At 72.2% G+C, this 26,613-nt stretch carries 43 protein-coding genes and 1 pseudogene; 8 read left to right on the top strand and 36 right to left on the bottom strand.

Annotation, left to right across the window (positions count from 1 at the left end):
• Positions 1-4: 4 nt before the first annotated feature.
• From MCM47_RS35400 to MCM47_RS35390, 3 genes are all read right to left on the bottom strand, one after another.
• Positions 5-1,621 (bottom strand): terminase, encoded by a 1,617-nt coding sequence (locus tag MCM47_RS35400; protein ID WP_238951121.1) that lies wholly within the window; start codon positions 1,619-1,621, stop codon positions 5-7.
• Positions 1,602-2,057, bottom strand: coding sequence for a hypothetical protein (locus MCM47_RS35395; RefSeq protein WP_238951120.1), 456 nt, complete (start codon positions 2,055-2,057; stop codon positions 1,602-1,604). Before MCM47_RS35395 ends, MCM47_RS35400 begins: the two co-directional genes overlap by 20 nt.
• A gap of 214 nt (positions 2,058-2,271) precedes the next feature.
• Positions 2,272-2,658, bottom strand: a complete 387-nt coding sequence (locus MCM47_RS35390) for a holin (RefSeq protein ID WP_238951119.1) — start codon at positions 2,656-2,658, stop codon at positions 2,272-2,274.
• A gap of 51 nt (positions 2,659-2,709) precedes the next feature.
• On the opposite strand from MCM47_RS35390, the gene MCM47_RS35385 reads away from it, so the two are divergent.
• Positions 2,710-3,024, top strand: a complete 315-nt coding sequence (locus MCM47_RS35385) for a hypothetical protein (protein WP_238951118.1) — start codon at positions 2,710-2,712, stop codon at positions 3,022-3,024.
• Between the two features lie 4 nt (positions 3,025-3,028).
• Here MCM47_RS35385 and MCM47_RS35380 read toward each other — a convergent pair whose 3' ends face one another.
• The 30 genes from MCM47_RS35380 to MCM47_RS35235 form a co-directional block, all read right to left on the bottom strand.
• Complete coding sequence (locus MCM47_RS35380; RefSeq protein ID WP_238951117.1) at positions 3,029-3,226, bottom strand: MerR family transcriptional regulator; 198 nt, start codon at positions 3,224-3,226, stop codon at positions 3,029-3,031.
• A gap of 111 nt (positions 3,227-3,337) precedes the next feature.
• Positions 3,338-3,532: a hypothetical protein gene (locus MCM47_RS35375; RefSeq protein ID WP_238951116.1), complete on the bottom strand. Its 195-nt coding sequence runs from the start codon at positions 3,530-3,532 to the stop codon at positions 3,338-3,340.
• Positions 3,529-4,230: a hypothetical protein gene (locus MCM47_RS35370; protein WP_238951115.1), complete on the bottom strand. Its 702-nt coding sequence runs from the start codon at positions 4,228-4,230 to the stop codon at positions 3,529-3,531. The genes MCM47_RS35375 and MCM47_RS35370 overlap by 4 nt, the downstream gene beginning before the upstream one ends.
• Positions 4,227-4,544 carry a hypothetical protein gene (locus MCM47_RS35365; protein ID WP_238951114.1) on the bottom strand — a complete coding sequence of 106 codons (318 nt, stop codon included), beginning with the start codon at positions 4,542-4,544 and terminating at the stop codon, positions 4,227-4,229. The genes MCM47_RS35370 and MCM47_RS35365 overlap by 4 nt, the downstream gene beginning before the upstream one ends.
• Positions 4,545-4,555: 11 nt before the next feature.
• Complete coding sequence (locus MCM47_RS35360) at positions 4,556-4,714, bottom strand: hypothetical protein (protein WP_238951113.1); 159 nt, start codon at positions 4,712-4,714, stop codon at positions 4,556-4,558.
• 1 nt (position 4,715) lies between these two features.
• A complete protein-coding gene (locus tag MCM47_RS35355; protein WP_238951112.1) occupies positions 4,716-4,880 on the bottom strand; it encodes a hypothetical protein in 165 nt (54 codons plus the stop codon).
• Positions 4,881-5,048: 168 nt separating this feature from the next.
• Positions 5,049-5,861 (bottom strand): MerR family transcriptional regulator, encoded by an 813-nt coding sequence (locus MCM47_RS35350; protein WP_238951111.1) that lies wholly within the window; start codon positions 5,859-5,861, stop codon positions 5,049-5,051.
• Positions 5,862-6,044: 183 nt separating this feature from the next.
• The gene (locus MCM47_RS35345) at positions 6,045-6,656 is read right to left on the bottom strand and encodes a hypothetical protein (RefSeq protein WP_238951110.1); all 612 of its coding nucleotides are present in this window, start codon (positions 6,654-6,656) and stop codon (positions 6,045-6,047) included.
• 99 nt (positions 6,657-6,755) lie between these two features.
• Positions 6,756-7,028 carry a hypothetical protein gene (locus tag MCM47_RS35340; RefSeq protein WP_238951109.1) on the bottom strand — a complete coding sequence of 91 codons (273 nt, stop codon included), beginning with the start codon at positions 7,026-7,028 and terminating at the stop codon, positions 6,756-6,758.
• Between the two features lie 10 nt (positions 7,029-7,038).
• Positions 7,039-7,221, bottom strand: a complete 183-nt coding sequence (locus tag MCM47_RS35335) for a hypothetical protein (RefSeq protein ID WP_238951108.1) — start codon at positions 7,219-7,221, stop codon at positions 7,039-7,041.
• Complete coding sequence (locus MCM47_RS35330) at positions 7,218-7,574, bottom strand: hypothetical protein (protein WP_238951107.1); 357 nt, start codon at positions 7,572-7,574, stop codon at positions 7,218-7,220. The genes MCM47_RS35335 and MCM47_RS35330 overlap by 4 nt, the downstream gene beginning before the upstream one ends.
• Positions 7,571-7,855 carry a helix-turn-helix transcriptional regulator gene (locus tag MCM47_RS43565; protein WP_238951106.1) on the bottom strand — a complete coding sequence of 95 codons (285 nt, stop codon included), beginning with the start codon at positions 7,853-7,855 and terminating at the stop codon, positions 7,571-7,573. The genes MCM47_RS35330 and MCM47_RS43565 overlap by 4 nt, the downstream gene beginning before the upstream one ends.
• The gene (locus tag MCM47_RS43560; protein ID WP_238951105.1) at positions 7,852-8,226 is read right to left on the bottom strand and encodes a hypothetical protein; all 375 of its coding nucleotides are present in this window, start codon (positions 8,224-8,226) and stop codon (positions 7,852-7,854) included. Before MCM47_RS43560 ends, MCM47_RS43565 begins: the two co-directional genes overlap by 4 nt.
• Complete coding sequence (locus MCM47_RS35315) at positions 8,223-8,465, bottom strand: hypothetical protein (RefSeq protein ID WP_238951104.1); 243 nt, start codon at positions 8,463-8,465, stop codon at positions 8,223-8,225. Before MCM47_RS35315 ends, MCM47_RS43560 begins: the two co-directional genes overlap by 4 nt.
• Positions 8,466-8,535: 70 nt before the next feature.
• The gene (locus MCM47_RS35310; protein WP_238951103.1) at positions 8,536-8,883 is read right to left on the bottom strand and encodes a hypothetical protein; all 348 of its coding nucleotides are present in this window, start codon (positions 8,881-8,883) and stop codon (positions 8,536-8,538) included.
• A gap of 92 nt (positions 8,884-8,975) precedes the next feature.
• Entirely contained in the window at positions 8,976-9,461 is a 486-nt protein-coding gene (locus tag MCM47_RS35305; protein WP_238951102.1) for a hypothetical protein, read from the bottom strand.
• Entirely contained in the window at positions 9,458-9,661 is a 204-nt protein-coding gene (locus MCM47_RS35300) for a hypothetical protein (protein WP_238951101.1), read from the bottom strand. Before MCM47_RS35300 ends, MCM47_RS35305 begins: the two co-directional genes overlap by 4 nt.
• A gap of 9 nt (positions 9,662-9,670) precedes the next feature.
• Positions 9,671-9,874 (bottom strand): hypothetical protein, encoded by a 204-nt coding sequence (locus MCM47_RS35295; RefSeq protein WP_238951100.1) that lies wholly within the window; start codon positions 9,872-9,874, stop codon positions 9,671-9,673.
• Between the two features lie 20 nt (positions 9,875-9,894).
• Complete coding sequence (locus MCM47_RS35290) at positions 9,895-10,191, bottom strand: WhiB family transcriptional regulator (protein WP_238951099.1); 297 nt, start codon at positions 10,189-10,191, stop codon at positions 9,895-9,897.
• Positions 10,188-10,358 (bottom strand): hypothetical protein, encoded by a 171-nt coding sequence (locus MCM47_RS35285; protein WP_238951098.1) that lies wholly within the window; start codon positions 10,356-10,358, stop codon positions 10,188-10,190. The genes MCM47_RS35290 and MCM47_RS35285 overlap by 4 nt, the downstream gene beginning before the upstream one ends.
• Positions 10,355-10,714 carry a hypothetical protein gene (locus MCM47_RS35280; protein ID WP_238951097.1) on the bottom strand — a complete coding sequence of 120 codons (360 nt, stop codon included), beginning with the start codon at positions 10,712-10,714 and terminating at the stop codon, positions 10,355-10,357. The genes MCM47_RS35285 and MCM47_RS35280 overlap by 4 nt, the downstream gene beginning before the upstream one ends.
• Positions 10,711-11,064 carry a hypothetical protein gene (locus MCM47_RS35275; RefSeq protein WP_238951096.1) on the bottom strand — a complete coding sequence of 118 codons (354 nt, stop codon included), beginning with the start codon at positions 11,062-11,064 and terminating at the stop codon, positions 10,711-10,713. The genes MCM47_RS35280 and MCM47_RS35275 overlap by 4 nt, the downstream gene beginning before the upstream one ends.
• A gap of 256 nt (positions 11,065-11,320) precedes the next feature.
• The gene (locus MCM47_RS35270; RefSeq protein ID WP_238951095.1) at positions 11,321-13,876 is read right to left on the bottom strand and encodes a phage/plasmid primase, P4 family; all 2,556 of its coding nucleotides are present in this window, start codon (positions 13,874-13,876) and stop codon (positions 11,321-11,323) included.
• Positions 13,877-14,017: 141 nt separating this feature from the next.
• A complete protein-coding gene (locus MCM47_RS35265) occupies positions 14,018-14,809 on the bottom strand; it encodes a hypothetical protein (RefSeq protein WP_238951094.1) in 792 nt (263 codons plus the stop codon).
• Positions 14,806-15,597 (bottom strand): PD-(D/E)XK nuclease family protein, encoded by a 792-nt coding sequence (locus tag MCM47_RS35260; RefSeq protein WP_238951093.1) that lies wholly within the window; start codon positions 15,595-15,597, stop codon positions 14,806-14,808. The genes MCM47_RS35265 and MCM47_RS35260 overlap by 4 nt, the downstream gene beginning before the upstream one ends.
• Positions 15,594-15,947, bottom strand: coding sequence for a hypothetical protein (locus tag MCM47_RS35255; protein ID WP_238951092.1), 354 nt, complete (start codon positions 15,945-15,947; stop codon positions 15,594-15,596). Before MCM47_RS35255 ends, MCM47_RS35260 begins: the two co-directional genes overlap by 4 nt.
• The gene (locus tag MCM47_RS35250) at positions 15,947-16,120 is read right to left on the bottom strand and encodes a hypothetical protein (protein WP_238951091.1); all 174 of its coding nucleotides are present in this window, start codon (positions 16,118-16,120) and stop codon (positions 15,947-15,949) included. The genes MCM47_RS35255 and MCM47_RS35250 overlap by 1 nt, the downstream gene beginning before the upstream one ends.
• Positions 16,117-16,413, bottom strand: a complete 297-nt coding sequence (locus MCM47_RS35245) for a hypothetical protein (RefSeq protein WP_238951090.1) — start codon at positions 16,411-16,413, stop codon at positions 16,117-16,119. Before MCM47_RS35245 ends, MCM47_RS35250 begins: the two co-directional genes overlap by 4 nt.
• 87 nt (positions 16,414-16,500) lie before the next feature.
• Positions 16,501-16,782 carry a helix-turn-helix domain-containing protein gene (locus MCM47_RS35240; protein ID WP_238951089.1) on the bottom strand — a complete coding sequence of 94 codons (282 nt, stop codon included), beginning with the start codon at positions 16,780-16,782 and terminating at the stop codon, positions 16,501-16,503.
• Positions 16,783-16,798: 16 nt separating this feature from the next.
• Positions 16,799-17,065: a helix-turn-helix domain-containing protein gene (locus tag MCM47_RS35235; protein ID WP_238951088.1), complete on the bottom strand. Its 267-nt coding sequence runs from the start codon at positions 17,063-17,065 to the stop codon at positions 16,799-16,801.
• Between the two features lie 105 nt (positions 17,066-17,170).
• On the opposite strand from MCM47_RS35235, the gene MCM47_RS35230 reads away from it, so the two are divergent.
• From MCM47_RS35230 to MCM47_RS35220, 3 genes are all read left to right on the top strand, one after another.
• Positions 17,171-17,779: a helix-turn-helix transcriptional regulator gene (locus MCM47_RS35230; protein ID WP_238951087.1), complete on the top strand. Its 609-nt coding sequence runs from the start codon at positions 17,171-17,173 to the stop codon at positions 17,777-17,779.
• A gap of 123 nt (positions 17,780-17,902) precedes the next feature.
• Complete coding sequence (locus tag MCM47_RS35225; protein WP_238951086.1) at positions 17,903-18,340, top strand: ImmA/IrrE family metallo-endopeptidase; 438 nt, start codon at positions 17,903-17,905, stop codon at positions 18,338-18,340.
• Positions 18,310-19,743: a site-specific integrase gene (locus MCM47_RS35220; protein ID WP_238951085.1), complete on the top strand. Its 1,434-nt coding sequence runs from the start codon at positions 18,310-18,312 to the stop codon at positions 19,741-19,743. Before MCM47_RS35225 ends, MCM47_RS35220 begins: the two co-directional genes overlap by 31 nt.
• 171 nt (positions 19,744-19,914) lie before the next feature.
• Here MCM47_RS35220 and MCM47_RS35215 read toward each other — a convergent pair whose 3' ends face one another.
• A complete protein-coding gene (locus MCM47_RS35215; RefSeq protein ID WP_238951084.1) occupies positions 19,915-20,307 on the bottom strand; it encodes a hypothetical protein in 393 nt (130 codons plus the stop codon).
• Between the two features lie 351 nt (positions 20,308-20,658).
• Between MCM47_RS35215 and MCM47_RS35210 the strand changes: the two genes are divergently transcribed.
• Positions 20,659-20,856: a hypothetical protein gene (locus MCM47_RS35210; protein WP_238951083.1), complete on the top strand. Its 198-nt coding sequence runs from the start codon at positions 20,659-20,661 to the stop codon at positions 20,854-20,856.
• Between the two features lie 780 nt (positions 20,857-21,636).
• Entirely contained in the window at positions 21,637-21,897 is a 261-nt protein-coding gene (locus MCM47_RS35205; protein WP_238951151.1) for a MerR family transcriptional regulator, read from the top strand.
• Between the two features lie 234 nt (positions 21,898-22,131).
• Here MCM47_RS35205 and MCM47_RS35200 read toward each other — a convergent pair whose 3' ends face one another.
• On the bottom strand, positions 22,132-22,362 hold the full coding sequence (locus MCM47_RS35200) for a hypothetical protein (RefSeq protein ID WP_238951082.1): 231 nt from the start codon (positions 22,360-22,362) through the stop codon (positions 22,132-22,134).
• Positions 22,363-22,821: 459 nt separating this feature from the next.
• Between MCM47_RS35200 and MCM47_RS35195 the strand changes: the two genes are divergently transcribed.
• Both MCM47_RS35195 and MCM47_RS35190 read left to right on the top strand, forming a co-directional pair.
• Complete coding sequence (locus MCM47_RS35195; RefSeq protein WP_238951081.1) at positions 22,822-23,025, top strand: cold-shock protein; 204 nt, start codon at positions 22,822-22,824, stop codon at positions 23,023-23,025.
• 308 nt (positions 23,026-23,333) lie between these two features.
• Positions 23,334-25,423: pseudogene (locus tag MCM47_RS35190) on the top strand (thioredoxin domain-containing protein).
• A gap of 73 nt (positions 25,424-25,496) precedes the next feature.
• Here MCM47_RS35190 and MCM47_RS35185 read toward each other — a convergent pair.
• Positions 25,497-26,429, bottom strand: coding sequence for a hypothetical protein (locus MCM47_RS35185; RefSeq protein ID WP_238951080.1), 933 nt, complete (start codon positions 26,427-26,429; stop codon positions 25,497-25,499).
• Between the last annotated feature and the right edge of the window lie 184 nt (positions 26,430-26,613).

Genomic DNA, 26,613 nt, shown 5'->3' with positions numbered 1-26,613 from the left:
CCTCTCACGCGGTCCACACCCACGACTCCTGCGGCGGCCGTCCGAGTCCGGCCGTGATGGCGTCGCGGCGGGCCTCCCAGGAGAGGCAGCCGGCCATTGCGGCGTCGATCTTGCGGGGGGAGTCGTGGCGGTCCTTCTGGATGGTCCACATCGGCTTGCCCTCGTCGTCGCGCACCCGCGCGTCGCGCTTCACCGCGTTGGCGATGTGTCGGGCGTAGAGCGGATCGCCGTCATGCCGCAGAGACCCGTCAGTCTGGGCGGTGCGGAACGCGCGGAGGGCGAAGGCCATCTGGCGGGGACGGTGGGTCCACCACTCGACAACGACTCGCTCGCCGTACTTTCCGGCCCAGGCGGCTACGGTCTCCTCCCAGTAGGGCGGGTCGGCGTACACCCGGACCACGGACCAGCGGTCGAAGGCGGCCTCCAGGGCGGCGTTCACCTCGGCGACCGGGACTTCCCACTGCTCGGCCTCGGCCGCCCGAACCGGCGCCTCCCACGCGCCGAGCACCCACTGGTGGCCGGTCTCCAGGTGGGTGGCGATCATCGCGGTGGCGTCGCGCCAGCGGGCGCCGTCGAAGCCGACCGTGATGGCGTCCTTGGCGGGCACGACGAAGCCGGTGTTCGCGAGTCCCGACCAGCGGCCGGCGTCGAAGGCTTTCGCCGACGCGGTGCCGGGCTGGTTGAGGAAGTAGCGGCGGGCGTCGGCCGGATCGGTGTCCGGCTCGCGCATGTCCGCGGCGATGCGCTCCAGGTCCATCCACCCCGCCGCGTCCCCGTAGACGTACTCCAGCGCGGGCAGCAGCTGGGCGTCGTCCATCAGGTCCTCGACGTGCGGGGCCTGGCGGTGGTCGAACAGTAGGCCGCCATCACGCACGCGGCCGGCCTTGACCGCCTCGGCGTACTGGTGTGTCGCCTCGGCCACCGAGTTCTCCCCGACCGCGTACATCGTCGATGTCTCCAGGGACCAGGGCTCGGCGGCCCGACGCTTCACCAGATTGCGGCGCACCGTCTTGTGCATCGCGCGAGTCTCGGGCAGCACGTACAGGTGCGTCTCGTCGAAGACACCGAACGTCTCCTTGCCGCCGTCCTTCGACGCCGAGCTCGCCGTCGAAGGGACGATCTCGCCGCCGCCCTCGATGAAGATCCGGCTCGACGTCTGGGCGTTGCGCCCCAGGTCGATCCCAGGGAACTCGTCTCCGAAGTGCTCGACCAGGTGCTCCAGCATCACCGCGACGTTGTCGTAGGTGTTGCCGGCCTGCCCTTCCTCCGTGGCCATGCACCGGATGAACGGGTAGATCTGCTCGCGGCCGACCGGCTCGCCGTCGGCATCCCAGCCGTCGAAGCGGCACGGGCCGAGCGCCTCGAACACCACCAGGGCGCCGGCGAGCTCGCTCTTCGCGCGGCCCTTCGGCCGGGACAGGAAGGCCCTGTTGACCCGCCGCCGGCCGGTCGCCGGGTCGAGCTCGTACGCCTTCACGATGAAGGCGGCCATCTCGTCGTCGATGAGCAGAGGCTGGCCCTGCACATCGCCCGGCCCGTGGCAGAGGTAGTGCTCGATCCAGTCGACGGCGTCGAAGCCGAGGGAGACGAACCGGTCCGGGTCAGCTCTCCGCCGAGCCATCGACCACTCGCAGAACACGGTCCCGGCGGCTGGCGGCGGCCCGGCTCCCCGGGGATCGCTTCCGGGCGGCCGGCTCGTCGGGCTCCGCCACGGTCCACCGCAGCCGGGCCCGGTCCGCGGCCGTCGCGCCGAGCGCCGCCTCGTTGAGCCGGATCTCGGACAGCAACTCCTTCTTCGGCTCCGTCCAATACAGCTCGACCAGCTGGGCCAGCATGTGGAGCCGCTGCCAGTCGGTGGCCAGGAACAGGGAGGCCTGCGGCGACGACCGCCACGTCTCGTACCACTCAAGGGTCCGGCTGTCGTAGTCGTGCCCGCCGGGCAACACCGGGGTGGGGCCAGCGGGGCCGTCCGCGGGCAGGACCGCGCCGGCCGTGGGGTCGGCGTTGCGTCGCCGCCGCTGGTCGGCGGGCTTGGGGACAGGGCCGGTGCCGGCCACGTGATCACCTCTCAAGCGCCGTTGCGGCGCGTCATCACCCGGCCGTTGCGGCCGCGGCTATGGGTCACACTGAGTCACTGCGAGGGGCGCCGGGCGACCCTCCAGACCCGTACACACAGCGAGCTGCCTCCCCCGCGGGTCCCGCCGGGCTGGCCGCAGGGGGTCACCCCCTGGCCTCTGTCACGGTGGGTGACGGCAGACCGGTGACGCTGGGTCACCGGTCGGCCCAGCCGCCGGGCTGGTGGAGGGCCGTCTCCCGGCTGTGGCAGCGGTGGCACAGCCCGCGGCCGTGCCTCGGGTCGTCCGGGTCGTCGCCAGCGGCGACCAGCTCGCGCCTGCTGAGCGGCCAGTGGTCGGCGTGCTGGCTGGGCTGGCCGCAGGGCTGACCGTGCCCGTGGCCCTGCTCGGTGCAGACGCACAGCGGGTCACGCTGCAGGACACCGGGGCGGAAGCGGATGCGGTGCTGCTGGCCGTAGCCGCGCTGAGTGCGGGTGCCGCGGGCGCGCTCGGCCTCGGCCTGGTGGGTCGGGCACCGGCCGCCCGGGGTGAGCTCGGGACAGCCGGCCACGGTGCACACGGTGAGCGCTCGGCGTCTGGTCACCGTGGATCACCTGCCTCTAGGCTGTGCGCCCTGTCGACCAAGGGGGTTGGTGTGGCGTCTCAGGCGACGCAGGGCGTGGTGGTGGCCGGTCTGGTCCTGGCGGCCGGGGGGTTCGCAATGGGGCTGTACTCGGCGGGCGAGGACTGCGGGTCGCCGTGGTCGCCGAAGGAGTCGAGCTACGTCTCGCGGGACGTGCCGGCGTCGTGCGCGGCGAAGATCAGCGAGAGGCAGGGCACGTCATGGCTGCTGCTGGTCGGCGGTGCCGCCGCGGTGGCCGGCGGGTTGGTCGCACGGCCGCGGGAGCAGGAGGGCGCCGGGGCGCCGGTCGAGACCCCGGGGGTGGGCGAGGGCCCGCTGGTGAAGTAGCCGCCTACGCGGCGATGCGGCGGCCTGCCCGGTCGCGGGTGGCGCGCTCGGCGCGGGCGATGGTCATCTGCCGGTACATGGGGCGGCCGTGTTCGTCGAGCCCGTCGGGTTGTATGAGGCCGCGGCGCTTCCACTGCCGGATGGTGGCCGGGTTGACGCCGGCAAGCCGGGCGGATTCGGGGCCGGTGAGCAGAGGGTCCACGCCACCTCCCGGGAATGCCGAAGGGCCCGACTGGAGTCGGGCCCTTCGCGATGTAGGCGCACGTGTAGTGCTGGCAGCAGCGTGACACAAGCGCCGATCTTGTGCAAGCGGTCAGCCGTCGGCTCGGCGGAGGTCGGTCCGGTTCGCGCCGCGGTTCGCGGACTCGGCGTGGGCGAGGGTGGCGAGGACGGCCCGGCCGCAGATGCAGTGGTAGTGGTCGCCGGCGAGGAGGAGCACCTGGCGGCAGTGGTAGGGGCGGCCGTGGTCGTCGAAGTCGAGCTCGTCGCGGGTGATGGCGTTGATCATGAGGCAGCCTTCCAGTGGATGATCGAGTGGGCGGGGTTGGCCGGGTCGGCCGTGGTCACGAACCCCTTCTCGGGCCCCTCCTCGGAGTGTTGTTGGCGTTGTTGTTGGCCGTGTTGACCTGCGACAACAACACCCGAGAGGGGTTCGGGGGAGGGGTTGGGGAGTGGGGGTAGGTCGCGGCGGTAGATGCCGGTGCTGGACCCGCGGCCCTTCACGCGGACCGCGGTGACCGTGACCCCGGCGGCGGCGCAGAGATCCCGGACGGGGCCGGTGGCGGTCGGGTCGCCGCTCATCTCGGCGGCTACCTGGGCGAGGTGGATGCGGTCCCCTGGGCGGGGCATGAGGCGGTGAAGCAGGGCCAGGAACTCGGCCGTCTTGGCGCTCTCGACGGCGGGTCCCTCGGCCGTCTCCGGGCCGACCTCGGCTGCCCCGCGGGTGTCCTCAGCGGGCGGCGTGGCCGCCGGGTCGGGTGGCTTGCCGGCTCGCCAGGCGGCCCAGCACCAGGCCCCCGCTGCGGCCGCCGGGAGGAGCGGCTGCTGATGTGCGGCGTCCAGCAGGACGGGAGCGCCCTTCCAGAGGACCAGTCCTCCGCCCGCCTTGGCCCAGAGGTTGGCGTCTGCCGCGCGGCGGCGGAGGCGGCGGGCCACCAGGACGGACCCGTCGTACAGCCTCCCGGCGGCCCGTCGTTGGATCGTCACCGGCCGACGCTGGTCTGCTGGAGTGTGGTTCCGGTCTGGTTGGCCGTGTCGTGCACGGTGCTGATGAGTCCGCCGAGGACGCCGCCGGATCCGGCGAGGCAGATGATGGCCAGGGCGGCGATGGCGATGTGCTTCTTCTCCTGCGGCGTCATCAGGCCCTTGGTCCTCCACTTGGTGATGAGGACGGCGGCGGCGATGACTCCGACGATGAAGGCGCCGCCCGCCATGCCGGTGAGGCCGGCGTTCGGGGCCTGCTCGGGAGCGGCGAGCTGGTACTTGGCGGCGGTGTCGATGGCGGACGCGAGGTAGCTCACGGTAGGGCCTTTCAGCTGAAGAGGTATGGGAGGAGGAGCAGGACGGCGACGAAGAGGCCGAGGAGCCGGAGAAGTCGGGCGACGACGTGGCCGATGCGCTTGGGGGTGAGCATCAGGAGGAGCAGGACGGCGAGGGGCCACAGGGCGGGGCCCATCTCGTAGGGCGCCATGTCAGCGGTCCGTCCGGCGGCCGCGACCGCCGGCGGCGAGCCAGGCGGCGGTGCCCTTGTCGATACGGCGGATCTCTCGCTCGCGGCGGCGGCGGTCGGCCAGGGTGCGGCGGGTCGGGGTGGTCTCGGCGGTCTGGCCGCCGGTGAGCTTGGACCAGAGGCCCATCGGGTCAACTCCTGAGGAGGAGGGGCAGGGCGATGCAGAGGAGGGCGATCCAGATGCCAGCAGCGGCGCGCAGGGTGACCGTGGGGCCGTGCGGGTGCACGGCGGCAAGCACGGTGAGCGCGAGCGCGGCGGGGACCGCCCAAAGCAGGGCGGCGGGCACGGTGGCCGCTAGCTGTTCAGTGAGGTGATCGAGGACGGGTCGAACCAGTTGCGTCCGCGGGCGTCCTTGCGGGCAACGTCGAGCAGCCCCCGGGAGACCCAGTTGCGGACGGTGGACGGTTCGACGCCGACGATGCGCGCGACCTCAGCGGCGCTGATGAGACGCGGCTGCCCGCTGGCGCCCCGCTCGTCCCGCCACGCGTCCTGGGCGTCCTCGGCGGTCGCAGGGATGCCGCACGGGGTGACGGTGGGGAGCATGGCCGCACCGGCGGGGATGACGGGCGGCCGTGCGGTCTGCGGCGCGGAGGACGACGGGGGCGTCTCGTCGAGGTAGACGGCGCCGTGTGCGTCCTCGGCCGTCTCGGCAGGGGCGTCCTCGCGGGTCGCGGCAAGGTGAAGCAGGTGCCCGACGACGAGCGGGGGGACGGCGGAGACGCTGGAGACGAGCCATGCGGAGTGGCCGCTCATGTAGCCGGTGGAGACGAGGTGGCCGATGATCTGGGCACCCATGGCGAGGGCGAGTGCGGCGCCAGCGCCGACGATGGCTGAGGCTCGACCGCGGGCACCCTTGGGGCGGTTGGCGGCGACGACGGCGGCGATGCCGGCGTAGGAGCTGAGGACGAGCGGCATGCCGTAGGCGTAGGGGTCGCCGAAACCCGCGCCTCGGGCGAGGTGGTATTCGGCGGGGGCGCTCATGACGAGCGCAGACGCGAGGACGACGGGGCGTCCTGCGGTGGTGGTGGCGTTGACCCACCAGGGGCTCGACGTGCGCGCAGTGTTGCGGCGCGCACGGAGGCCCGCGATACGATCGCGGATAGCCATTGCGAGATGTCCAGTCTCTCGATGGTCAGGCCTCCGGCCGGTGTGTCCAGCACCGACGGGGGCCGTTCTTTTGTCGCTTGACGGGTACTTTAGCAGGGTTCGTGATGATGTGTCACGACTTTGGCGCTGTCGGACTGCCCCGGGACGCAGCCGAGTTGGCGGCGCCCCGGGGCGTCCTGCGCGTCACGCCGCGTCGAGGACGGCGAGGTACTGGGTGACGCGCCGGTCGTAGTCATCGGGACGCAGGACTGCGCGGCAGGACTCGTTGCCGCACTCGGCGTCCTGGCCGTCCTGCTGGAACAGGGACAGCAGTCCGCAGCGCGGGCACGGCAGCTGGAGCGCGCGCCGGCGGGGGCGGGTGGCGGCGTAGGCGTCGAGGGTGCGCCAGGCGTTGTGGATCTCGGCGGCGTACTCGTCGGCCCACAGCTGGTGGACGGTCCAGGCGAGGACGTCGCGCCGGCCGAGGTAAGCGAGCAGGTCGCCGATGCTGCCGGAGCGCGGTGCGCCGAGGGTGCTCTCCTCGACGTGGATGCGGACCCAGGCGGCGAGGGTGCCGGCGAGGGGGGTGCTGCCGTCCTGGTCGCCGTACGGGTCGCGGACGTTGCCGGGGCTGGCGGGGCCGAGGTAGCTGGCGACGTCGAGGCGGAGGGGCGTAGGGGCGGTGCGGGTGGCGCCGGAGACTCGGCCGCCGCGGGGTGCGCTGCCGGGGGTGGTGGCGAGCTTGGCCCAGGCGGCGAGGTCGGGGAGCTCGGCGAGCTCGCGGGCAAGGCGGCTGGCGGCGGGGAAGTCGAGCATGTCCGGTCTCCTGTTGCTGGTGGGGCGGTATGGTGATCGGACTGGTGGGGCGTCCCTGGCTGGCAGGCTGAAGGGGGCGCCCCGTTGCTGTGCTCGGGGTCAGCGGTGCTTGGGCTTGCGGGCTGCGGCTCGGGCGAGCAGCCAGAACGGCACAGCCAGAAAGGTCAGGGGCCAGCAGACAGCCGCAAGCGCGCCGCCCATTACCGCCAGGAAGGCGTCCGTGTCCCTGTCGTGTCTGGCGAGCAGATAGGTGGCAACGGCCCACACGATGAGGGCGATGGCGATGTAGCCGACGACGTACCAGGTCGGCACGTTGCTGGAGGGGCCGTGGTGGGCGGGCTGGGGAACGATGATCACTCCGGCCTTCGGCACGGTGGTCTCCTCAGGGCTGGTAGGTGGCGATGTCGGGGAACAGGGAGGCGGTGCTGGCGGTCTCGCGCCATACGGGCCAGGGGCGGCGCCACCAGGGCGGGTAGGTGGGGGTGAGGTCGTACTCGCCGTCCGGGTCGTCGAACAGACAGGGCTCCTGCTCCCAGCCGTCCCACAGATCGTCGGGGCAGGTCACGGCTGGGCCCCGTCGAGGACGGCGCGGAGGCGGTCGGCGTACAGGCTGGCCACACCGTGAGGTGAGCAGTAGGTGGCCATCTCGTCGGCGAACCGGTGCGCGGCGGCGATGCGGGCCTCGGCCGAGGCGCAGTCGGCGTGCTGCCGCTGGGCCTCGGCCTCCGCGGCGGTGGCCCGGCGCAGGGCGGACTGCCAGGCGGCGCGGTACCGGTCTGCGCGGCGGCCCTGCTGGCGCCAGAGCTTGAGCTCGTCCTCGGCGGCGCGAAGGTTGGCTTCGGCTTTCGTGGCGCGGGTGACAGCCTCGTCCCGCATGCGGATCAGCTGCTGCTGGTAGGTCTCCTGGTCGGGGATCATGCGGCGCTCCGAGTGATGGTGAGCGAGTGGACGGGGTGGACCTCGCGGGGATGGAGCTGACGGGTGATGATCGCGAGGCCGATGGAGTGCGCGGTGTCGCGGGCGCCGAGCTTGCGGTGGGTGGTGGTGCGGATGTTGGTGACGGTGCCGCGGGAGAGGCCGAGGATGTGGGCGATGTAGGCGGTGGTGTGGCCGTTGGCGGTGAGGCGGAGAACTTGGAGCTCGCGCTCGGTGAGGGGGGTGCCGGGGTCGGAATTCGGGGTGCTGGGCGGTCGGCTCACGGCTGGGGCTCCTTCCAGTTCCGTTCGAGGACGGTGATCTGTGCGTCGACGTAGGCGTCTGTGATGGGCGGCGGTACGTACGGGCGGGGGCTGGCCGGGGGCTGTTGGCTGCGGTGGCCGAGGAGGATGGCGGCCCACAGCAGGACGATGAAGGCGACGATCCCGGCGGCGATCCAGGCGGCGCTCACCGCGGGGCCTCGACGTCGCGGACGAGCCGGTAGCCGGTGCTGGTGGGCCGGAGCGCATCCCTGAGGGCACCACGGGTAGCTGCCGTGCTCGGCCGTGTCCAGATAGCTGGTCGGGTATCCGGGGATCACGGTGGTTCGCATGGCGGCGGCGATGCGGTCGCGGAGGGGCTGCTGGCTGGTCACCGGCCCTCCCCCGCGGCCTCGATCTCGTCGGCGTCCATCGACGCGGACAGGCGGTCCACCGAGGCGTCGAGCATCACGCCGTAGCTGATGACCCGGCCGGTGAACTGGTCGTAGTGGACGGAGTCGACGGTGCCGAGGGCGCCGGCGGGGACGGCGGGCTGCTCGGGCGCCCAGTCGGCGTCGTCGAGGTCGATGCGGGTGCGGACGCGGTCGCCGAGGGCGAACTGGTGGTCGGTCATGCGGGTCTCCATGGTGGGTGCGTGTGGTGGGGCGGGGCGGCCGGTGGGTGCCGGCCGCCGGGGGGGCAGGTCAGTCCTCGTCGTCGACGTCGTCCTCGTCGTCGACGTAGGTGGTGGCCCAGACCGCGACACCGTCGACCGTGGTCTTCGCGCGGTGCTGGGTGGAGTGCAGGAACGGCTCGATGGTGACCTCGACGCCGTGCGTCTGAGCCCAGGCGGTCAGCTCGGTGATCGAGCCGTCGTCGAGGAGGAACTCCAGCAGCGGGCCGATGTTGTCGTGGCCGTCGATGCCGACGGCGTGGATCCGGTTGACGGGCAGGTCGGGATGGGCGTCGCAAATGGCTTGGGCTGCGCGGGCGGCGGTGAGCGTGTGTTCGGCGTCGGCGAGGAGGTCGGTCGGGGTGGTGGCAGTGGCCATCGGGTGCTCCCATGGTGTGTGGCGTGGCGGGGCTTCTGGGGGCTTGTCGCGGGCGCGGCGCTCCGTGGGTCCGGTCCCGCGCTGTGCGGCCGTCAGGCGGGCCGCTGCGGGCCGTCCTGGGCGTTCCGGACGGTGGCGGCGAGTCGGGCGTTGTGGGCCATCGCGTGGCCGACGGCGTCGCCGATGCTGGCGTGCGGGGTGCCGAAGTGCGCGGGCCAGTTCGGCCGCTCGGCGAGCTGGCGGCGAAGCTCGTCATTCTCGGCGGCGAGCCGCTGGCAGTCCTCGACGGCGCCGCGGTAGGCCTGCTGGTTGCTCTTGCAAACGGCGGTGAGGGCGTCGACGCGGTCGGCGAACTGGTCCCGCTCGACGCTCAGCCGCTCAACCTCGGCCTCCAGCTCCCGGACCCGGTCGAGCAGGCGGTGGGCAATGGGCAGCAGGCGGACGGCGTGCAGGTCGTAGTTGGCGCGGAAGATCAGCGGGTCGTTGTCGGCCTCGGCCTGGATGAGGTCGATCAGGTCGGCGTCCGCCTGGATAGCGTTGAGGTCGAGGGGCGCGTCGGGCTGGGGCTGGGTGCTCATCGGGCGGTCTCCTCGGTGGCGATCTGGCAGGCGGTGGCTCGGCAGGTGATGGGCGCGTCGTCGGGATGGCGGTGGTCTTTCGGGCCGGCGAGGTATCCGCAGGCGGTGACGAGCTTGTCCGGGTTGCCGTTGACGGGCCGGGCGGCGTGGGTGTTGCGGCCGCCGTGGAGGCGGAGCCGGTGCGGGTAGGGCTGGGTCATGGCGGGTCCTCAGGCAGACGGGACGGCGGCGGTGCAGGTGCAGCGGCTGCTGATGCCGCCGACGTAGGCGCACGACGAGTCGTGGCCGCCATACGGCGGGAAGGCGTCGTGGTTGTCGGCGGGGTGCTGGCCGTGCCTCCACCAGCCGCCGGTGGGGCAGTCGATCCACTCGATGGCGGTGCGGCAGACGGCGCACATGATGGGCTGGGTCACGGTGGTCTCCTGGTGGGTGGTCAGGCGGCGGGGCGGCGGCCGCGAAGCTGGGCGTTGCTCGGCGACCGGCGCCTGGGCGGGGTGCCCGCAGCGGCGCGGCGCTTGTCGTCCTCGCCGCCCCACACGTCCCGTTCCTGGAGTCCGCGGCCCAGGTCGCGGCAGGCGAGGCGGATGGGGCAGTGGCCGCAGATGAGCTGGGCGGCGCGGACGCGGCGCTTGTAGGCGTCGCTGCCGGGCCGCTCGCCTTCGCGGCCGCCGAACAGGTCGGGGCTGTCCTGGCACGGCAGCCGGCCGTCGACGTCGAGGCGCGGGATCATCTCGGCTCCTTCTCTGCGGTGGTGTACGTCGGTGCGGGACGCTTCGGCTGGTTGGCGGGGGCGTGCGGGCCACAAAGCCAGCCGGCCGGGTAGAGGCGGGCCGGGAGACCGCAGTGCACGTCGCCGTCGGCGCGGACCAGCTGGCCGCAGGTGTAGGGCGGCGTCACTGTGGGGGCTGCGCGGAGGCGGGGACGGTGGCCATAGCGAGCAGGCGGGCGAACTGCTGGCCGGTCATGGTCACGTAGCCGTCGCCCGCGCTTGCCTTGCCGCGGCGCTTGTGCCAGACGACGCCGAGCCACGCGCCGTCGTGGACACGCTCGACCTCGGCCTCGGCGATCCACTCGCCGAGCGACAGGCGGGCGGTGTTCTTCGCCTCGATGACGACGCCGGGGATGCCGGCGATGTCGCCGCGGTCCTGGGCGGCCCCGGCGAGCCGACGTTCGGCGTGCGGCCAGCCGACGGTACGCAGGTACTCGGTGATGGCGCGCTCCCAGGTGGAGCCCTTCCTCTTGCTGGCGCTCAAAGCAGTGCCTCCTGAATCGGTCCGGCCGGGCGGCGGCCGGGACAGTCGTGCTGGGCGAGGACGAGGTGGGTGCAGCGGCCGCCGGCGATGTGCCACTGGTGGCGGTCGAGCAGGCGGGCCGGGAGGTGTGGGCGGATCTGCAGGCAGTAGGTCCAGCGGCCGGCGAGCCGGGCGGCGATCTCCTCGACGTGCCCGACCGGGGCGGGGTCGACGCGGATGTCGATGGCGCCGATCCGGCCGACGAGGGCCCGGATCACCGGCTGCTGGCAGGTGCGGCACTGCTCGACGCGCGCCCGGTCGCTGGTCGGGTTCCGGTCGGCAAGCCAGGCGGGGACTTGGTGGGCGGTCATGGCAGTGCCGTTGCAGTGCCGTTAACGGCACTGCCCTGTCTTCGCAGGTCAGACGGGGTTCCAGTGCCGTTCAGTGCCGTTAGTGCCGTTGCCTGCAAATTAGTTCTCAATGCGCGTGTGCGTGTGCGCGTGTGAGAGTGCAATGGGCTTTCAACGGCACTGATGGCACTGATGGCCCCTGAACTGCGACGATGCACCGATTTCAACGGCACTTTCAACGGCACTTCAACGGCACTGCTAACGGCACTGCTGGCGTTCACCGGCCCCCCAGGAAGTCGGCGACCTCATCGGTCGTGAGGGCCAGCCCGTCGTAGAAGTAGCGGCCGTTGGAGGGCCTGCGGGTAATTCCCCGCCCCTTCAGCTCGCGACCGAGCATCCGGGCGTCGAGGGCGCGCTCGCCTTCGCTCTGGCACCACATCTCGTACGCCGCCCTGAGCTTCCCGGCCTCGGTGCGGACTGAGCCGGCGCCGCCGAGCAGGCAGCAGTCCTCCAGGAACCGGCCGATGTGGTCTTCCTCGGCGGCGTAGGCCTGCGTGGCGGCCCGCACCATGGCAGGCTCGGCCAGGCCGCCCGCGAAGTATGCGACGGCGCCCTGGACGATCCACGCGAGGATGCCGGGGCCTTCCTCGGCGACGAGGAGCTGGGCGAGACCGGTGATCTTCCTCTCTTCGGGGACGACCTGGGTGAAGGGGACGAGCCGCAGCCGGCGCCAGAAGGAGTTTCCGCCGCCCTTCACCCGCGGCTGGTGGTTGGCCATCAGCCAGAGGTGGTGGGTGGGCTTGAAGGTGAAGAACGAGCGGTGCATGTAGCGGGCGGTGATGCTGTCGCCGCCGGTGAGCTCTTTCATCTTCGCCTCGTCGAAGCGGGCGTCCTGGTTGACCTCGGAGGCGACGACCAGGCGCAGGCCCTGGAGCCGCGCCATCTCTTCGGAGTGCTCTTGGCGGCCGACCATGAGGAAGCCGGCCGGGGCGGGCGCCGCGTAGTCGCCGAGGAGCATCTGGAGGACGTCCATCAGGACGGACTTGCCGTTCTGGCCGGCGCCGAACAGGAACGGCAGGACGTGGCTGCCGGTGTCGGCGGACGCCGAGTAGCCGGTGAGGCGCTGGACGAAGCCGATGAGGTCGCGGTCGGCGGCGAAGGTGTCATTGAGGAAGGTGTTCCAGCGGGGCGTCGGCAGGGTGGGGTCGGGTGTGACGGTGGTGGAGCGGCTGTGGAGGGCGGCCGGGTCGGACGGCAGGGTGATGCCGCGCTGCAGGTCGACGATGCCGCCGGGGGTGTTGAGGTGTCGGGGGGCGGCGTCGAGGTGGCCGGCCGAGGTGGCGATGCGCCGGTCGGATTGCGCGAGGCCGAGGCAGGCGGTGATGCCGCGCCGAGAGAGGCTGCTGGAGCGGTGTCGGCGGGCGGCCTTGAGCAGGTCCTCGTCGGCGCGGAAGTCTTCGGGGTCGAGGTCGCGGACGAGGTCGCGGGCGAGCTCGATGGTGGCGCCCAGCTCGTCCCAGACCCAGCGGTGGGTGTCCCAGCGCAGCCACATGCCGCGCTCGGGGACGTACCGGAGCTGGTGGTGGTGCTGGTCGGCGAACAGGACGGCGTTGCCGTCGTCGGTGAAGGAGCCGGGCCAGGTGCCGCGGCGGGGGGTGGGCTCGGTGATGCTGAGGGCAGCGGTTCCGTCGACGGGCGGGGCCGCGACTGCGAGCGCGGTCCGGCCGGTGCCATTTGGCTCTGCGGCAGCCGGCGAAGGTACGGCGGCGGGAACGGGCCGCAGGTGCTGAGGGCGGGAGCCGTATCCGCGGCGACGGAGCTCCTTGGCGGCCGCGGAGTGGTCGCCGCGGTGCTCCAGCAGCGCGTAGGCGCCGAACTTGGTATACGGCCGCTCCGGGTCGAACTCGGTGCTGGAGGTGAAGACGTACAGCCGGTCGCGTGCGGGGTCGTGGCCGGTGGTGGCGGAGACGCCGAGCGTCTTGCCGGGGCGCCGCCAGTAGGCGGTGCGGCCCTGGGTGACGATGTGGGTCCAGCCGTGCGGGGTGAGGATGTCGGCCCACGGGGTGCGGGCCTCGAAGTCGTCGCCCGGGCTGATGCCGCCGTCGTCCCAACGGGGTTCGCGCGGGCCGGGCAGCGGCGCCGGCGCGGGCTCGACGGCGGGCATCTGGTCGAGCATGCGCGCGATCTCCAGCAGCGCGTCCCGCTCGTCCGCGTTGATGACGGCGACGGTGGACGGGCCGCCGGCCAGCAGCACGTACGGCAGCCCGGTGTCATGCACCGGTCCATGCGAGGGGGCCATGACCGACTGACCGCCGTCGCCGCGGGTCTCGATCAGATCCCGCTGGAAGATCTTGCCAGGGCGCTCGGCGAGCACCTGGCGCTCCCGGTCGGTGAGTTCCTCGGGTCGGGCCGGACGCGCGGCAAGCTTCGTGTTCCCCGCCACGGGCCCGTTGACCACTCGCCAGACGACGTGGAAACCGCCGCTGGGTGACCGGTCGGTGTAGCCGCACTTCACGGCGTTCCAGACCTCGGCAAGGCCGGACGCTTCCACGATCTCGTTGTACTGCGCGGCGAGGCCCTCCTCGACGGCGCGGCCCTCGAACTCGAACATCTCCAAGCCGCCGGAGACGGCACCCATGACGACTCCGAGGCCGGGGTGTCCGTCGGCGAACCAGGTGCGGATCTGGTCCTCGGTGGCGCGGACGGACTGTGCGCCCTTCCAGTCGCCGAGGGGTCGCTTTGTGCCGTCGAGCGCCACCCGGACGACGCTGGCGCCGGCGGCGTGCCAGGCGAGCGCTGCGGCGAGCGTGTCCGGCGGTGGCGTGGTGCTCAAGCTGTGCTCCTCGGTCGGGGGTTGGCGGTGCGTGGTGCCCGACCCGGGCGTTGCTCCCGGGGCGCCGGCTGGGTCCGGTCGGGCTGGTGGTGCCGCCCGGCGCCGGGCGGGGGCCTGCGGCGCCGGACGGAGCGGGCGGGATCAGAACGGCGGCACGGTGCCGGTCTGCGGGGCGGGGGCGGCCTGCTGGGCCTGCATCTGGGCGAGCAACGCGGCGGTGGCGGGGTTGGCGGCCGCGGCGGCGATCTGCTCGGGCGTGAGGCCCGGCACGGCCGCGGGCGGCGCGGCCGGCATGGAGTACGCGGCCGCCGGGTCCTGGGCGTGCAGCTCGGCGGAGGCAGCCGGGGTGTACTGGGCGCGGTACTGCTTGGGCGGCGAGAACCCGCGCTGCTTGGCCTCGCCGTCGTGCGTGTAGGTGACGGACAGGTGGCCGCCGACCTCCAGGCCGCGGGCGCCGGACGCCTTCACCGCCTCCTGGACGGCCTGCTTCATCTGGCCCTTGACGAACAGGCGGCGCCGGCCGTCGTCGTCGGGGATGGCCGGGTCGCGGCGATCGGTCTGGACGGTGACGACGAGCTGCATCATCGGGTTGCCGTCCGACCAGAACTTCTTCTCGCCCGTCTGGATGTCGCGCTGCTGCTGGACGGTGGGCGGCTCGGTGATGCGGCCGCCGACGGTGACGCCGCGGGTGTCGAACTTGGCGGTGGGCGCGCCACCGCCTCCCATGAGGAAGTCGTCGGCGCTGGGGGTGCTCATGCTGTTGCTCTCCTTGCTGGTTGCGGTCCCGCCCTGGTCGGGGCGGCAGTTGTCGGGGGCGCACGGACACCCATCGACGAGGCAGCGGTGCCGCCACTGGCTGGGCGGGACGCCGTGGGAGCCCTTGAGGAAGGCCGGGTGGCCGCATGCCTGGCAGCGGGGCTGCTGCTCGGTCACGCGATCAGCCCCTCGAAGCCGGTGCGGGTGGACGTGCTCGCGGTGCCGGGGCAGCCCTTGGAGAGGTCGGTGCTGCCAGGCAGCAACCAGTCGCAGAACCGGCACTTCGCGTCGTCGGCCATCGGGATCTCAGCCCAGGTGCCCGGGTTGGCCTCCGGGTTGAGGTCGAGGACGCGCTGACGGATCCGGTCGAGCCGGTCGAGGGCGTCCAGGGCGACCTGCCGGTCGTACGGCTCGGACCAGACGTGGATGATCAGCTCGTGGTAGCGGGCCACGAAGACGATCGCGACGCGCCGCGGGGTCTCGCCGGCGTTCTCTTGGCCGAGGCCGTAGAGATGGGCCTGGACGCGGTACTGGGCGCCGGGCCCGTGCCTCCGGTACTTCTCCAGCGACGACTTCCCGACGAGCTTCCAGTCGTAGTTCGTGCAGGTCGTCCGGTCGTACAGGTCGCTGCTGCCGCGGACCCGGGCCGACTCAATCGGGCTGTCCCGTACGGTGACCTTCTCCTCGATCTTGTAGCGGCCGCCGGTGTTTCGGGCCGTGAACTGGGCCTCCATCCAGGAGTGGAAACCGGTTCCGATGACGGGTGCGATGGGCTCGCGCTCGCCGGCGGCGGTTGGCCAGGCGAGCAGCTTGTAGCTGAGCTTGCGCTCGCACGGCTCGCCGATCTCGGACGGCCCGATGGCGGTCTGCAACGATCTGGGCGAGTGGTTGGCGGCGTTGACGATGAACTGGCCGATCAGCTCGGCGAGCTGGCGGGACTGCTCGTCGTTGCCGGTGGCGATCACGCCGCCGCCCGGGTGCCGCCCGCGGCGATGGTGGCGAGGGTCTTGGCGTCGTAGCCGAGGGCGTCGTCGAGCTGGCGGAGGGCGCTCTCGCGGTCCCGACGGACCAGCTCGACCTCGCGCCGCAGCCGGGCGTTGTCGGCGATGACGGCCGCGTGGCCGTCCCGGATGGCGGTGCGGAACTCGTCGAGGGCCTGCTCGGCGGCCTCGGCGCGGCGGGCCTCGGTCCGGAGCATCGCCTCCAGGCGGAGGATGTGCTCGCGGTCGCGGGCCCGGTCGGCCTTCAGGAGGCGGATCGCGGTGGCCGGGTCGGCGGCCTCGGGCTGGCGGCGGCGCAGGAAGGCGGCGAGCATCAGGACTCCTCGGTGCTGGTGGTGCGCTGGAGGGGGAAGCGGAGGCGGGCGCGGATCTGCTCGGCGGTCGGGGCCTGGTAGGTGTGCCAGCCCGGGCCGGGCATCCAGCCCTTGATGTGGTCGCGGCTGGGCCGTCCGCAGGTCGCGCAGCCCGTGTCGTCGGGGGCGATCACTTGTCGGCGCCCTTCGGGGTGGGGGCGTGGACCGCGGCGGCGATCACCAGCGCGGCGTCCTGGGCGGTCTCGGTGTGCGTGGCGCCGGCGAGGGTTTCGGCGTTGAACGTGCCGTCCTTCAGCTCCACGACCATTCCGGCCAGCAGGTGCATGGGGGTCCACAGCGTCCAGTAGCGGCCGGCCGGGGTCTGTCCCGGGGACACCCAGAGGGGGGTGCCAGCGATGACGACGTCGGCGACGCCGGTCACCTCGGTGATGTCGGAGACGGTGAGGATGTCGGTAGGCTTCAACATGGCCTACCTCCTTTCGGGTTGATCGGTGGGCCGATGGCCTTCGTCCGGGTGCCACCGGGCGGGGGCCGACCCATGTCTGTGGGTGGGTCAGGCGGCGGCCGGCCGACGGATACGTCGCGGCTCGGGGGCGCGCCGGGTGGGGTCCAGCGCCGGGTTCGATCGGCTGTCGCGGGCCTCGCACGCGGCGAGGTAGTCGTTCAGGGCGGTGAGTCGGTACATGACGCGGCCCTCGACCCGGAAGCCGGGCGGCCCGCTCCGCCGCTCGCGGAGTCGACGCAGCCCCTTCGGGGTGCGGCCGATGTACGCCGCCGCCTCCTCCAGGGTCAGCAGGGGCGACATCGTCGCGGGCTCCTGCACGGCGTTGGCCATTGTTTCCCCTCATTTCTCATGCTGACAGATCGGCAATGTCGGTGATTTCGACGCCGAGCCCCCTGGCGATCCGCTGGATCACCTCGGGCTGGGCGCCGCGTTGTCCGCGCTCAATTCGGGACAGGTGCGCAGGTGAGACATCGACCAGGGCGGCGAACCGCCGCAGGCCATAGCCCTGCCGTTCGCGCTTGCTTCGGATGTTCGGTCCGTGCGCTCTCACATGGGCAACTGTATGGGCAATCATGGGCAATGGCAAGGCATGGTGGGGAATGAAGCGGAGCAAGGCTTCCCACCTGGGGAAATGGCGGGAACCCGACTTCGCGGGGGCAGGGGCGGTCTGCGAGACTGTTGCCTAACGTTGTCCAACTAGAGGAAACCGAGGGCGGCCATGTCCGAGCGCGATCCCGACTGGGCGGAACTGGGGCACGAGATCCGCGCAGAGCGCACGGCGCGGAAGCTCAGCCAGCAGCAGCTGGCGGACCTCACGGGCCTCGACCGGAAGACGATCAGCCACTACGAGCGCGGTCGGCGTCCAGCCCCCGGCCGGATCCCCGACGGCTACTACGCGGTTGCCCGGTACTTTGGCTGGGCGCGTGGCGTGGTTGAGGACCTGCTATGTGGGCGGCGGCCACTCGGCGATGCCGCTGCTGAGTCAGCCGAGGTCCCGGAGGCGGCTAGGCCGAACGTCTTCGGCGCCCTGTCCGGGCCCGGCGCTTCTCCTGCCGAGCTGTTTCCGGCTGTCGGCCGGTTCGCGCGTGCGGCCGTCGCGGCCGGCGGCGATCCGGCGCTTCGCGATCTGCTTGAGGACGTCGCGGACCGCCTGCTCCAGTCCGTGCCGCAGGGTGGCGCGGCCAGGTCGGCGGCGCAGAGCACGTTCGGCCTGGCCGCGTACCGGCCGCACGGCTGGGACGAGGGCGACCCCGGCGTGCCCGAGGACGACCAGGAGCGGATCCGGCAGGCGCTGGAGGAGTACACGCGCAACCAGCAGAGACCGTAACTCCCTGCCATACCCGCGACGCGCATCACTTAACGTGCATATTTCCTCACGTTTCCCCACGCGCATATGCCAGAATTCAACCTCCGGCATGCCTCCCACACGTCAGGATTCAGGGGGAGAGGCATGCCCGCAGCCGCCGCCGAAGTAGCTGGGCTGTCGTACGATCCGCACGCCGCGCTGGAGCAGATGGGCATACCCGTCATCCGGTACTGGCTGCGGGACACATGGGGCGCATGGGCCCCCGCACAGCGCGTCGTCATCATCGCCAAGGGGCTGAGCCCGACCGAGGAACGGTGCGTCCTCGCGCACGAAGTCGAGCACATTCTCGCAGGGGACACCGGTTGCGGCCGTGGGGACGGCATGCGTGCCGAGCGCCGTGCCGACCTGAGGGCCAGCCGCAAGCTGATCGCGCTGTCCGACTTCTGTGCGGCCCGGCAGTGGGCCACCAGCGAGGCCGAGCTGGCCGCCGAACTGAGCGTCACCACCTGGGTCCTGCGGGCCCGCATCGCCGACCTGGAGGGGGGCGCCCGGTGGCTGGGTACATCGAAGATCGCTGGCTGAAGAAGCGGCCGAACCCCGCGACAGGTAAGCGCGAACGCACCGCGCTATGGGGCAAGGGGAAGCGCTACAAGGTCGCCGGCATCCCGGGCGTGCGCTCGCGCTCGTTCCACGCCTCGGGCGATGCCAAGATCTGGCTCGCTCAGGCCACGACGAAGAAGTCAGAGGGTCGATTCGTCGACCCGCGCGACGGTCAGATCCTCCTGGAGGACTACATCGTCCAGAAGTGGTGGCCGAGCGCCGCGTATCCGGTCTCGTCCCGCGCGTCGGTTAAGAGCAGAGTGTGGCGGCACATCATCCCCTACCTCGGGCACCTGCAGCTCCTGGAGATCGACTACGAAGCGCTGAAGGAATGGAAGGCCGACCTGCTCACCAGGGTGGGCGTGACCTCTGCTCAGGCGATCTGGGCGCACCTGAGCACCATCCTGGAGACTGCGCGCAAGGCGAAGCGGATCGTTGAGAACCCGTGCCGTGAGCACAGCGAGCTCAAGCCGACCCCAGAGGAAGGCCGGAAGGCGAAGGCCTGGTCGAAAGAGACCGTCGACGCGATCCGTGCCGGCCTGGCCGACCGCTACAGGGTGATGGTCGACCTGGGCGTCGGTCTCGGGCTGCGGCAGGGTGAGGCGCTCGGCCTGGCAGCAGAGGATTTCGACTGGGATGCCGAAGAGGTGTTCATCCAGCGCCAGCTGCGGTTCGACGAGCGCGGGCGTCCCTACTTCTGCCTTCCGAAGGGCAAGAAGACACGCCGGGTGCCGGTGGCGCCGAACGTGGCGGCCCGCATCCGGGCACACATCGCGTCCTACCCGCCCGTTCAGATCACGCTGCCTTGGCAGGACCCAGAGGAGCCGGCGACTGAGCAGGAAGCGAAGCAGCGCAAGCCCCGTACAGCTCGGCTCATCGTCCTGGCGGAGAAGGGCACGCCAGTCCTTCCCGGCGTTTTCAACACGAGCTACTGGAAGCCCGCGCTGGAACACGCTGGCATCGTCCAGCGGCTGGACCTGGCGACGTTGCCAGACGTGAGCTGGCGGCGGCCGGCGAAGACGTACGGCGACACCCGCGAGCACGGATTCCACTGCCTCCGCCACACCTACGCGTCGGTCAACCTCGGGGCGGGCGAGAACCCGGTGACCGTGTCGACGTGGATGGGACACGCCACCGTGAAGATTACGCTGGAGGTGTACGGGCACATGGTCCCCGGAGCGGTACAGCGGGGGCGCTCGGCGATCAACGCGTGGTTCGAACCCCCTCAGAAGCAAATTCTCCCTCAGGACTCCCTGGAGGCGGCGGTGGCTCGATGGGCGGCAGACATGGCCCTGGTCGGGGCGGGGGCGGCGGTCAAGGCGGACATGAACCGCCAGTTCAAGAAGGTGGACTTCGTCGAGGAGCCCGAGGCGCCGAAGGAGTGACACCGCGCCCCCGTCCGCGCCGCGATGCGCAAGGACGGGGGCGTGCCGAACCGTCTCGCGGACGCGACCTCGCCCTCCCCCCTGCAGCATGCCGACCCGGTGGACCGGTGTCCCCGTCCGGCGCAGGCGGCGACGACGACGCACGGGCGCCGGCGACCCCGGGGGGACGGGTCATTGGTCGGTGTAGCTGAGGTCGCCCACCGTCCAGCTGCTGATGTCGGCGATGGAGATGCGGTACATGCCTCCGGTGTGCGGCAGCCCGTAGCTGCCTTGCAGGATGCGGGCGACGTGCAGGTGCAGGTGCGTCGGCCGGGCTGGGTGCGAGGTGCCCTCGCCGATATCGCCGGTGCCGCGGCCGGCGGGGTCGGAGAACAGTGCGGCGAAGGGCTTCAAGCGGTCGGAGGCCATCAGGACCTCGGCGACCCGCTCGTGCCACAGGCTCTCCGGCGCCAGGCGCCCGGTGATGACCGCGCCCGGAACGACCACGGTCAGGGGCATCTGGTTGCTGTGCTCGGACTCCACCATGGCGGCGATCTCGACGAGCAGCGCATCAGGGTTCGACATGCCCCCAGAGGATAGTTCCCGCCGCAGAACACGCGCACGACCGCCCTCGAACGGACTCCGGCCGTGGCGTGTCGCGCGCCGACACCTGTGGGCCGCGCCCATCCGCGCCGATTCCGTAGCGGTGATCGGAGTACGGGAAGAAATGTCATGCGGCCGGGAGAGATATCCGGCGGCGGGTGTGGCCACTCCCGTCGGGGCGGGTGGCGGGCGCGGTCTTCGTTGCGGCGCCGCCCCCCGTTCGGCGCCTGCGGCGTCGGGCCGTCGACAAGCGGGGGTACTCTCCCGACCGACCCGCGCTCCCGGCCCCGCGGGGCAGGACGCGCAGCTGCTGGATGGGAAGGAGACAGGAGAATGCGCCAGCACCCCCCGAGTCCCGATGGCTCCGTGGTGACCGGAATCGTGGAGGCCGTCCGGGACGGAGACGACAGGGTCCTGCGCCGGCTGCTGGCGCGCCTGGCCGAACAGGCCACGGTCGCCGACCTCTATGCCCTGCGTGATGCCCTGTCGCAGCATCCGCACGCCGCCGGCCCGGACGGCTCCGACCGTTAGTGATCCGCCCCCGTGGGAAAACCTGCTGCGGCGAGAGTAGACATTGCCCGGCGGTCTGTGTAGTGTTCCTGGTGTTGGAAGAGCAGGACTGTAGGACGGGCAGACACGAACTGCCCGGGCAGTACAGCAGTGACGCATGAGGCGTGCAGGTCGTCAGTCCGCGGGGCCCGGTGATGGTCGGGGTCCGGCGGGGGCGGGTGACCTGCCAGGCGCGTCGGGCCCGGTTGTGCGTGGGGTCCGAGGCGGTGGCGGTCGCGCACGTGCAGGAACGCAGTACCGGCAGCACCCGGGGAGTCGAGCCTCCAGCAGCACCGGAGGTTCGCCCCGCGCAGTACCCGCAGTACCAGCAGGACGGGTGTCGCCAGCAGTCCGTAGTACCCAGCAGTTCGCACCATGCACGACAGAGGAGAAGGGAAGGGTTCACCCAGCCGGATCGCCCGCCCCGGCGCACGTTCACTGCCGGGCGGTCACCGCAGTACCCATCGTCATGGAACGTCATGGAAGAGGTGGTTCTCGGTCACGCATACGCGATCCCCGCATCCCGCCCATCCCCTGGGCGATGCGGACACTACAGGCCGACCCGACGGTCGGCAGCAGTAGTGCAGTAGGTGAAGTGAAGCCTTGTACCCCTGGGCCCCGGCGCACAGCGCGCCGGGGCCCTCGACCCGTTTCCCAGGAAGGAAGGTGCCGGTGGAACAGGCCACCCACGCCCCGGACTCGAAAAAGGACCCAGTGAGCGCAGAGAGCAAGTTCGACGACGACGACTACCCCGCCTACACCATGGGCCGGGCCGCAGAGATCCTGGGCACGACCCCCGGCTTCCTCCGCAGCCTCGACGAGGCCAAGCTGATCACCCCGCAGCGCTCAGCCGGCGGCCACCGCCGCTACTCCCGCTACCAGCTGCGCATCGCCGCCCGTGCCCGCGAGATCGTCGACCAGGGCACCCCCCTCGACGCGGCGTGCCGCATCATCATCCTCGAAGACCAGCTCGAAGAGGCCCTGCGCATCAACGCCGAACTCCGCCGCGACCACCCCAGCTGACGCCGTGCCCACGCGCCCTGCTCAGGGGGGCCGAGATCGGATGCCGGCGCCGGTGGTGCCGGTGGTGGACCCGCAGGCCCGCCGGGCGGCCGCATCGCAGGGCTCTGCCGTCGCTGCCCGCCGGTCATCGATCTGCGCTCGTCCGCGCATACCAAGTCCGCAGGTCTCCCTCCGGACGGAGCGTCGGCGCCCTGGCTCACGGGTCCTGAGCCAATCGGACCGGCACGGCCGGGGTCAGAGCCTGTACATCGCGGTGTACGGCTGAGTGAGGCGTTCCTGACGCGATCCGAAGTCGACGAGGACTGCGATGTCGCCACCGCCTTCGACGCCGATGACCCGGCCGAGGCCGAATCCGTCGTGGGTGACGCGGTCACCGACGGCGAAGTGCTTGCGCGGCACTTCCTCCGCCCGGCGCTTGAAGGGACTGGTGGGCATGGGGCGGCGAGGTGCTGCGTAATTTGTCATTACCGCCAGTGTGCGCCGGAAGGCGCGAAATGGATACCCTCCGCATCGCGTGGGATTGTCGGTGCGCATCGGCGCCTGCGGTGGTCCCGTAGGCGCCTCCGGTGCCGGATGCGCACCGCCCCCTCGCACGCCTCGCCGCGAGGACCAGGCCGCTTCCTGCCCGGGCCCAGGTTCAAAAGGCATACCGCTCAAGGGACTTGGCGCCCCTCCAGGACCGGGGGCCAGCACGTGGAGGCCGGGTTCCCGCAGGGCCGGAGGTGAAAGATCCCCCCGTTTCGGGCGCCGGCCTGCTAGAGTCGTACCAGTTGCAGTAGTGGTTCCCATGAACTTTGTGTGCGCCTGCCTGTGTGGCGGGCGCATTTTTGTTCCCCCGGCTCTTCCCCGGGCGGGTTCTCCATGCGGCGTACTCGAAGTCCGCGATCCGCGTGCTTCGGACTGCCCCTTGAAGGAGATTATTTTATGGCTAATGGCACTGTGAAGTGGTTCAACTCGGAGAAGGGCTTCGGCTTCATCGAGCAGGACGGTGGCGGCCCCGACGTCTTCGCCCACTTCTCGAACATCCAGGCCAACGGCTTCCGTGAACTGCTCGAGGGCCAGAAGGTCGAGTTCGACGTCACGCAGGGCCAGAAGGGCCCGCAGGCCGAGAACATTCGCCCGCTGTAGTACCGCCACGGCACCCGCCGGGCAGCGAGGGGCTCGCACTGCTTACATGCCAGTGCGGGCCTTTCGGCATCGCATGACAACACACACCGCACGACAACGCACCCGGCCGTACGGAGCCTCTCTGGCCTCGTCTCGTCCCAGCCACGTCGACGTCGCGCAGTGGGTGCTCCCGAGGCGCCGGAGACCTTGCGCGCCTGCGGTGCGAGTGCTTCGGCCGCGCGGGCGGCCGGACTCGCGGCCCTTCGGACGCTCGGAGCGACCGCGCGGATGGCATAGGTGGATGCTTCCGGTCGTGGGACGATGGCGACATGAACCGACTCGCTGACGCGACGTCGCCGTACCTGCTCCAGCACGCCTCCAATCCGGTGGATTGGTGGCCATGGGGAGAGGAGGCGATCAATGAAGCCAAGCGGCGGGACGTGCCCATTCTCTTGAGTGTGGGCTATGCGTCCTGCCACTTATGCTTCTGGTAATCCACTGGTGCCACGTGATGGCGCACGAGTCCTTCGAGGACGAAGAGCTGGCCGCGTACGCCAACGAGCGGTTCGTCGCGGTCAAGGTCGACCGGGAGGAGCGCCCGGACGTCGACGCCGTCTACATGGAGGCCGTGCAGGCGGCGACCGGGCAGGGCGGCTGGCCCATGACGGTCTTCCTCACCCCCGACAAGGACCCGTTCTACTTCGGAACGTACTTCCCGCCCGAGCCCCGGCACGGGATGCCGTCCTTCCGGCAGGTGCTGGAGGGTGTGGACGCGGCCTGGCGTGACCGGCGCGGGGAGGTCGGCGAGGTCGCCGCCCGGATCCGGGCCGACCTGGCCGAGCGCGCGTCGGTCTACGGGGTGGGTGCCGGCCTGCACCAGCCCCCCGCCGAGGCCGACCTGCACCAGGCGCTGGTTGCCCTCAGCCGGGAGTTCGACACCCGGCGCGGCGGCTTCGGCGGCGCGCCCAAGTTCCCGCCGGCCATGGTGATCGAGTACCTGCTGCGCCACCACGCGCGGACCGGCTCCGAGGCCGCGCTGGAGATGGCCGGGCGGACCGCCGAGGCGATGGCCCGCGGCGGCATCCACGACCAGCTCGGGGGCGGCTTCGCCCGCTACGCGGTGGACGCCGGCTGGGTGGTGCCGCACTTCGAGAAGATGCTCTACGACAACGCGCTGCTGCTCCGCGCGTACCTGCACCTGTGGCGGTCCACCGGCTCCCCGCTCGCCCGCCGGGTGGCGCTCTCCACCGCCGACTTCCTGCTGCGCGAACTGCGCACCCCGGAGGGGGCGTTCGCCTCGGCCCTGGACGCGGACAGCCTGGACCCGGCCAGCGGCGAGCAGGCCGAGGGCGCGTACTACGCCTGGACGCCCGAGCAACTGGCCGAGGTGCTGGGGGAGGAGGACGGCCGGTACGCCGCCGAGCTCTTCGAGGTGACCGCGGCCGGGACGTTCGAGCACGGCGCCTCGGTGCTGCAGCTGCCGGCCGACCCCGAGGACCCCGAGGCCCACGAGCGCGTCCGGGCCAGGCTCTTCGAGGCGCGGGCCGCCCGGCCGGCGCCCGCGCGCGACGACAAGGTGGTCGCCGCCTGGAACGGGCTCGCCATCGCCGCGCTCGCCGAGACCGGTGCGCTGCTCGACCGGCCCGACCTGGTCGAGGCCGCCGAGCGCGCCGCCGACCTGCTGCTCGCCGTCCACCTCACCCCCGACGGCCGGCTGCTGCGCACCTCCCGGGACGGCCGGGCCGGCGCGAACGCCGGTGTCCTGGAGGACTACGCCGACACCGCCGAGGGGTTCCTCGCGCTCTTCGCCGTCACCGGCGAGGCCGAGTGGCTGCAGCTCGCCGGCGGGCTGCTCGACACGGTGCTCAAGCACTTCGCCGACGAGGCCTCCGGAGCGCTGTACGACACCGCGGACGACGCCGAGGAGCTGATCCGGCGGCCGCAGGACCCGACCGACAACGCCACCCCGTCCGGTTGGACCGCCGCCGCCGGGGCCCTGCTCACCTACGCCGCGTACACCGGTTCGGCGCGCCACCGCACGGCCGCCGAGCGGGCGCTCGGCATCGTCGGGGCGCTGGCCGGCCGGGCGCCGCGGTTCATCGGCTGGGGCCTGGCCGTCGCCGAGGCGCTGGCCGACGGGCCGCGCGAGGTCGCGGTGATCGGCCCGGCCGGGACGCCGGCCACGGCCGCGCTGCACCGGGCCGCGCTGCTGGGCACCGCGCCCGGGGCGGTGGTCGCGGTCGGCGGGCCGGGCGCGGCGTCGGACGAGGTGCCGCTGTTGGCCGGCCGGCCGCTGGTCGACGACGCGCCCGCCGCGTACGTCTGCCGGCACTTCGCCTGTGACGCGCCGACCACCGATCCGGCGACGCTGGCTGAGCGGCTCGGTGCGCGGACGGACCCGGGCGGCGCGCAGGGGTAGTGGCCGGCCCGGGGCGGCCGATCGGCCACCGGCCGGCGGTCGCCCGGGCGGGCCGGCGACGCCGCTCCCGCTGCTACTCCCAGTCCCACCGGATCCCCAGCAGGCAGGGCTGCAGGGCCGTGCCGACCAGATGGACGCAGTGGTGGCCGTCCAGGGTCAGCTCCTCCGTCTCGTAGGGCTTCTCGCCGGGGGAGCGGAGGGCGAAGCGGTGGCAGCGGACCGGGAGGGCGGCCGGGTGGAAGGTGACCTGGAGGACGTACTGGCCGGCGCCGGAGTTGAAGCCGCGCACGTACTCGCTGCTGGGCCCCGGTGAGGGGGCGTCGTCGAAGCCGTAGCCGAGCAGGTGGGTGTCGCCGGCGCGGAGTCGCCGGTCGAGCAGGAGCTCGACGACGAGGAGGTCGTGGGCGGCGTCGCGGCGGATCCGACCGGGGCGGCAGTTCTCCTCGGCGCGGACGCCGACCCGGGTGATGTCGCAGCCGGGGTCGCCCTGGTAGATGGCCAGGTAGCGGTCGATGCCGTCGCGGTGGGCGCGCAGGGCGTGCTGGGAGTCGCGGCGGACCATCCGCCGGTCGGCACCGATCCGGACCCGCTCGATGTGGGTGATGGTGTGCAGGCCGGTGTCCCGGGGACCGGCGATGGTGGCGAGCAGGTCGTCGACCGCGGCGGCCGGGACGATGAGGTCCCGGTAGGGGCGCACGGGTGGGCCGGCCGGGTCGGCGGGGGTGGCCCGGCGCGGGCCGAGCAGCCGGGTGAGGGAGTGCTCGGGGAGGTCCAGGACCTCCTCCAACGCGGCCACCGCGCGCAGGGATTCGGCCCGTTCGGGGCGGCGGCGGCCCTGCTGCCAGTAGCTGAGGCTGGTCAGGCCGACGTGGACGCCGCGCTGGGCGAGGTGCTGGCGCACCCGGTGCAGGGCCAGGCCGCGGGCGGCGATGGCGGTGCGCAGGGCGAGGTGGAAGGGCCCGGTGCGCAGGACGGTGGCGAGGTCGGCCTGGTCGGTCCGCTGCATGGCGGCCTCCTCGTGTCGAGCGGGGCGGGCACCGGTTCGTCCGGTCGTGAATATTCACATGCGGAGGGCGGTTTGTCACCGGTGGCGCCTGGGGGCGCCGGGGTTTGCGGGGCGCCGTTCACATCCGGGTGGTGGCGTTCACACCCGGGAACGGGGGCCGCGAGGGCCGTTGACCAGACTCTGT

The organism is Kitasatospora sp. A2-31 (genome assembly GCF_022288725.1).
Lineage (GTDB): Bacteria > Actinomycetota > Actinomycetes > Streptomycetales > Streptomycetaceae > Kitasatospora.
Note: the sequence above shows the minus strand (reverse complement) of the source record. Positions and strands in the feature narration are given on the sequence as shown.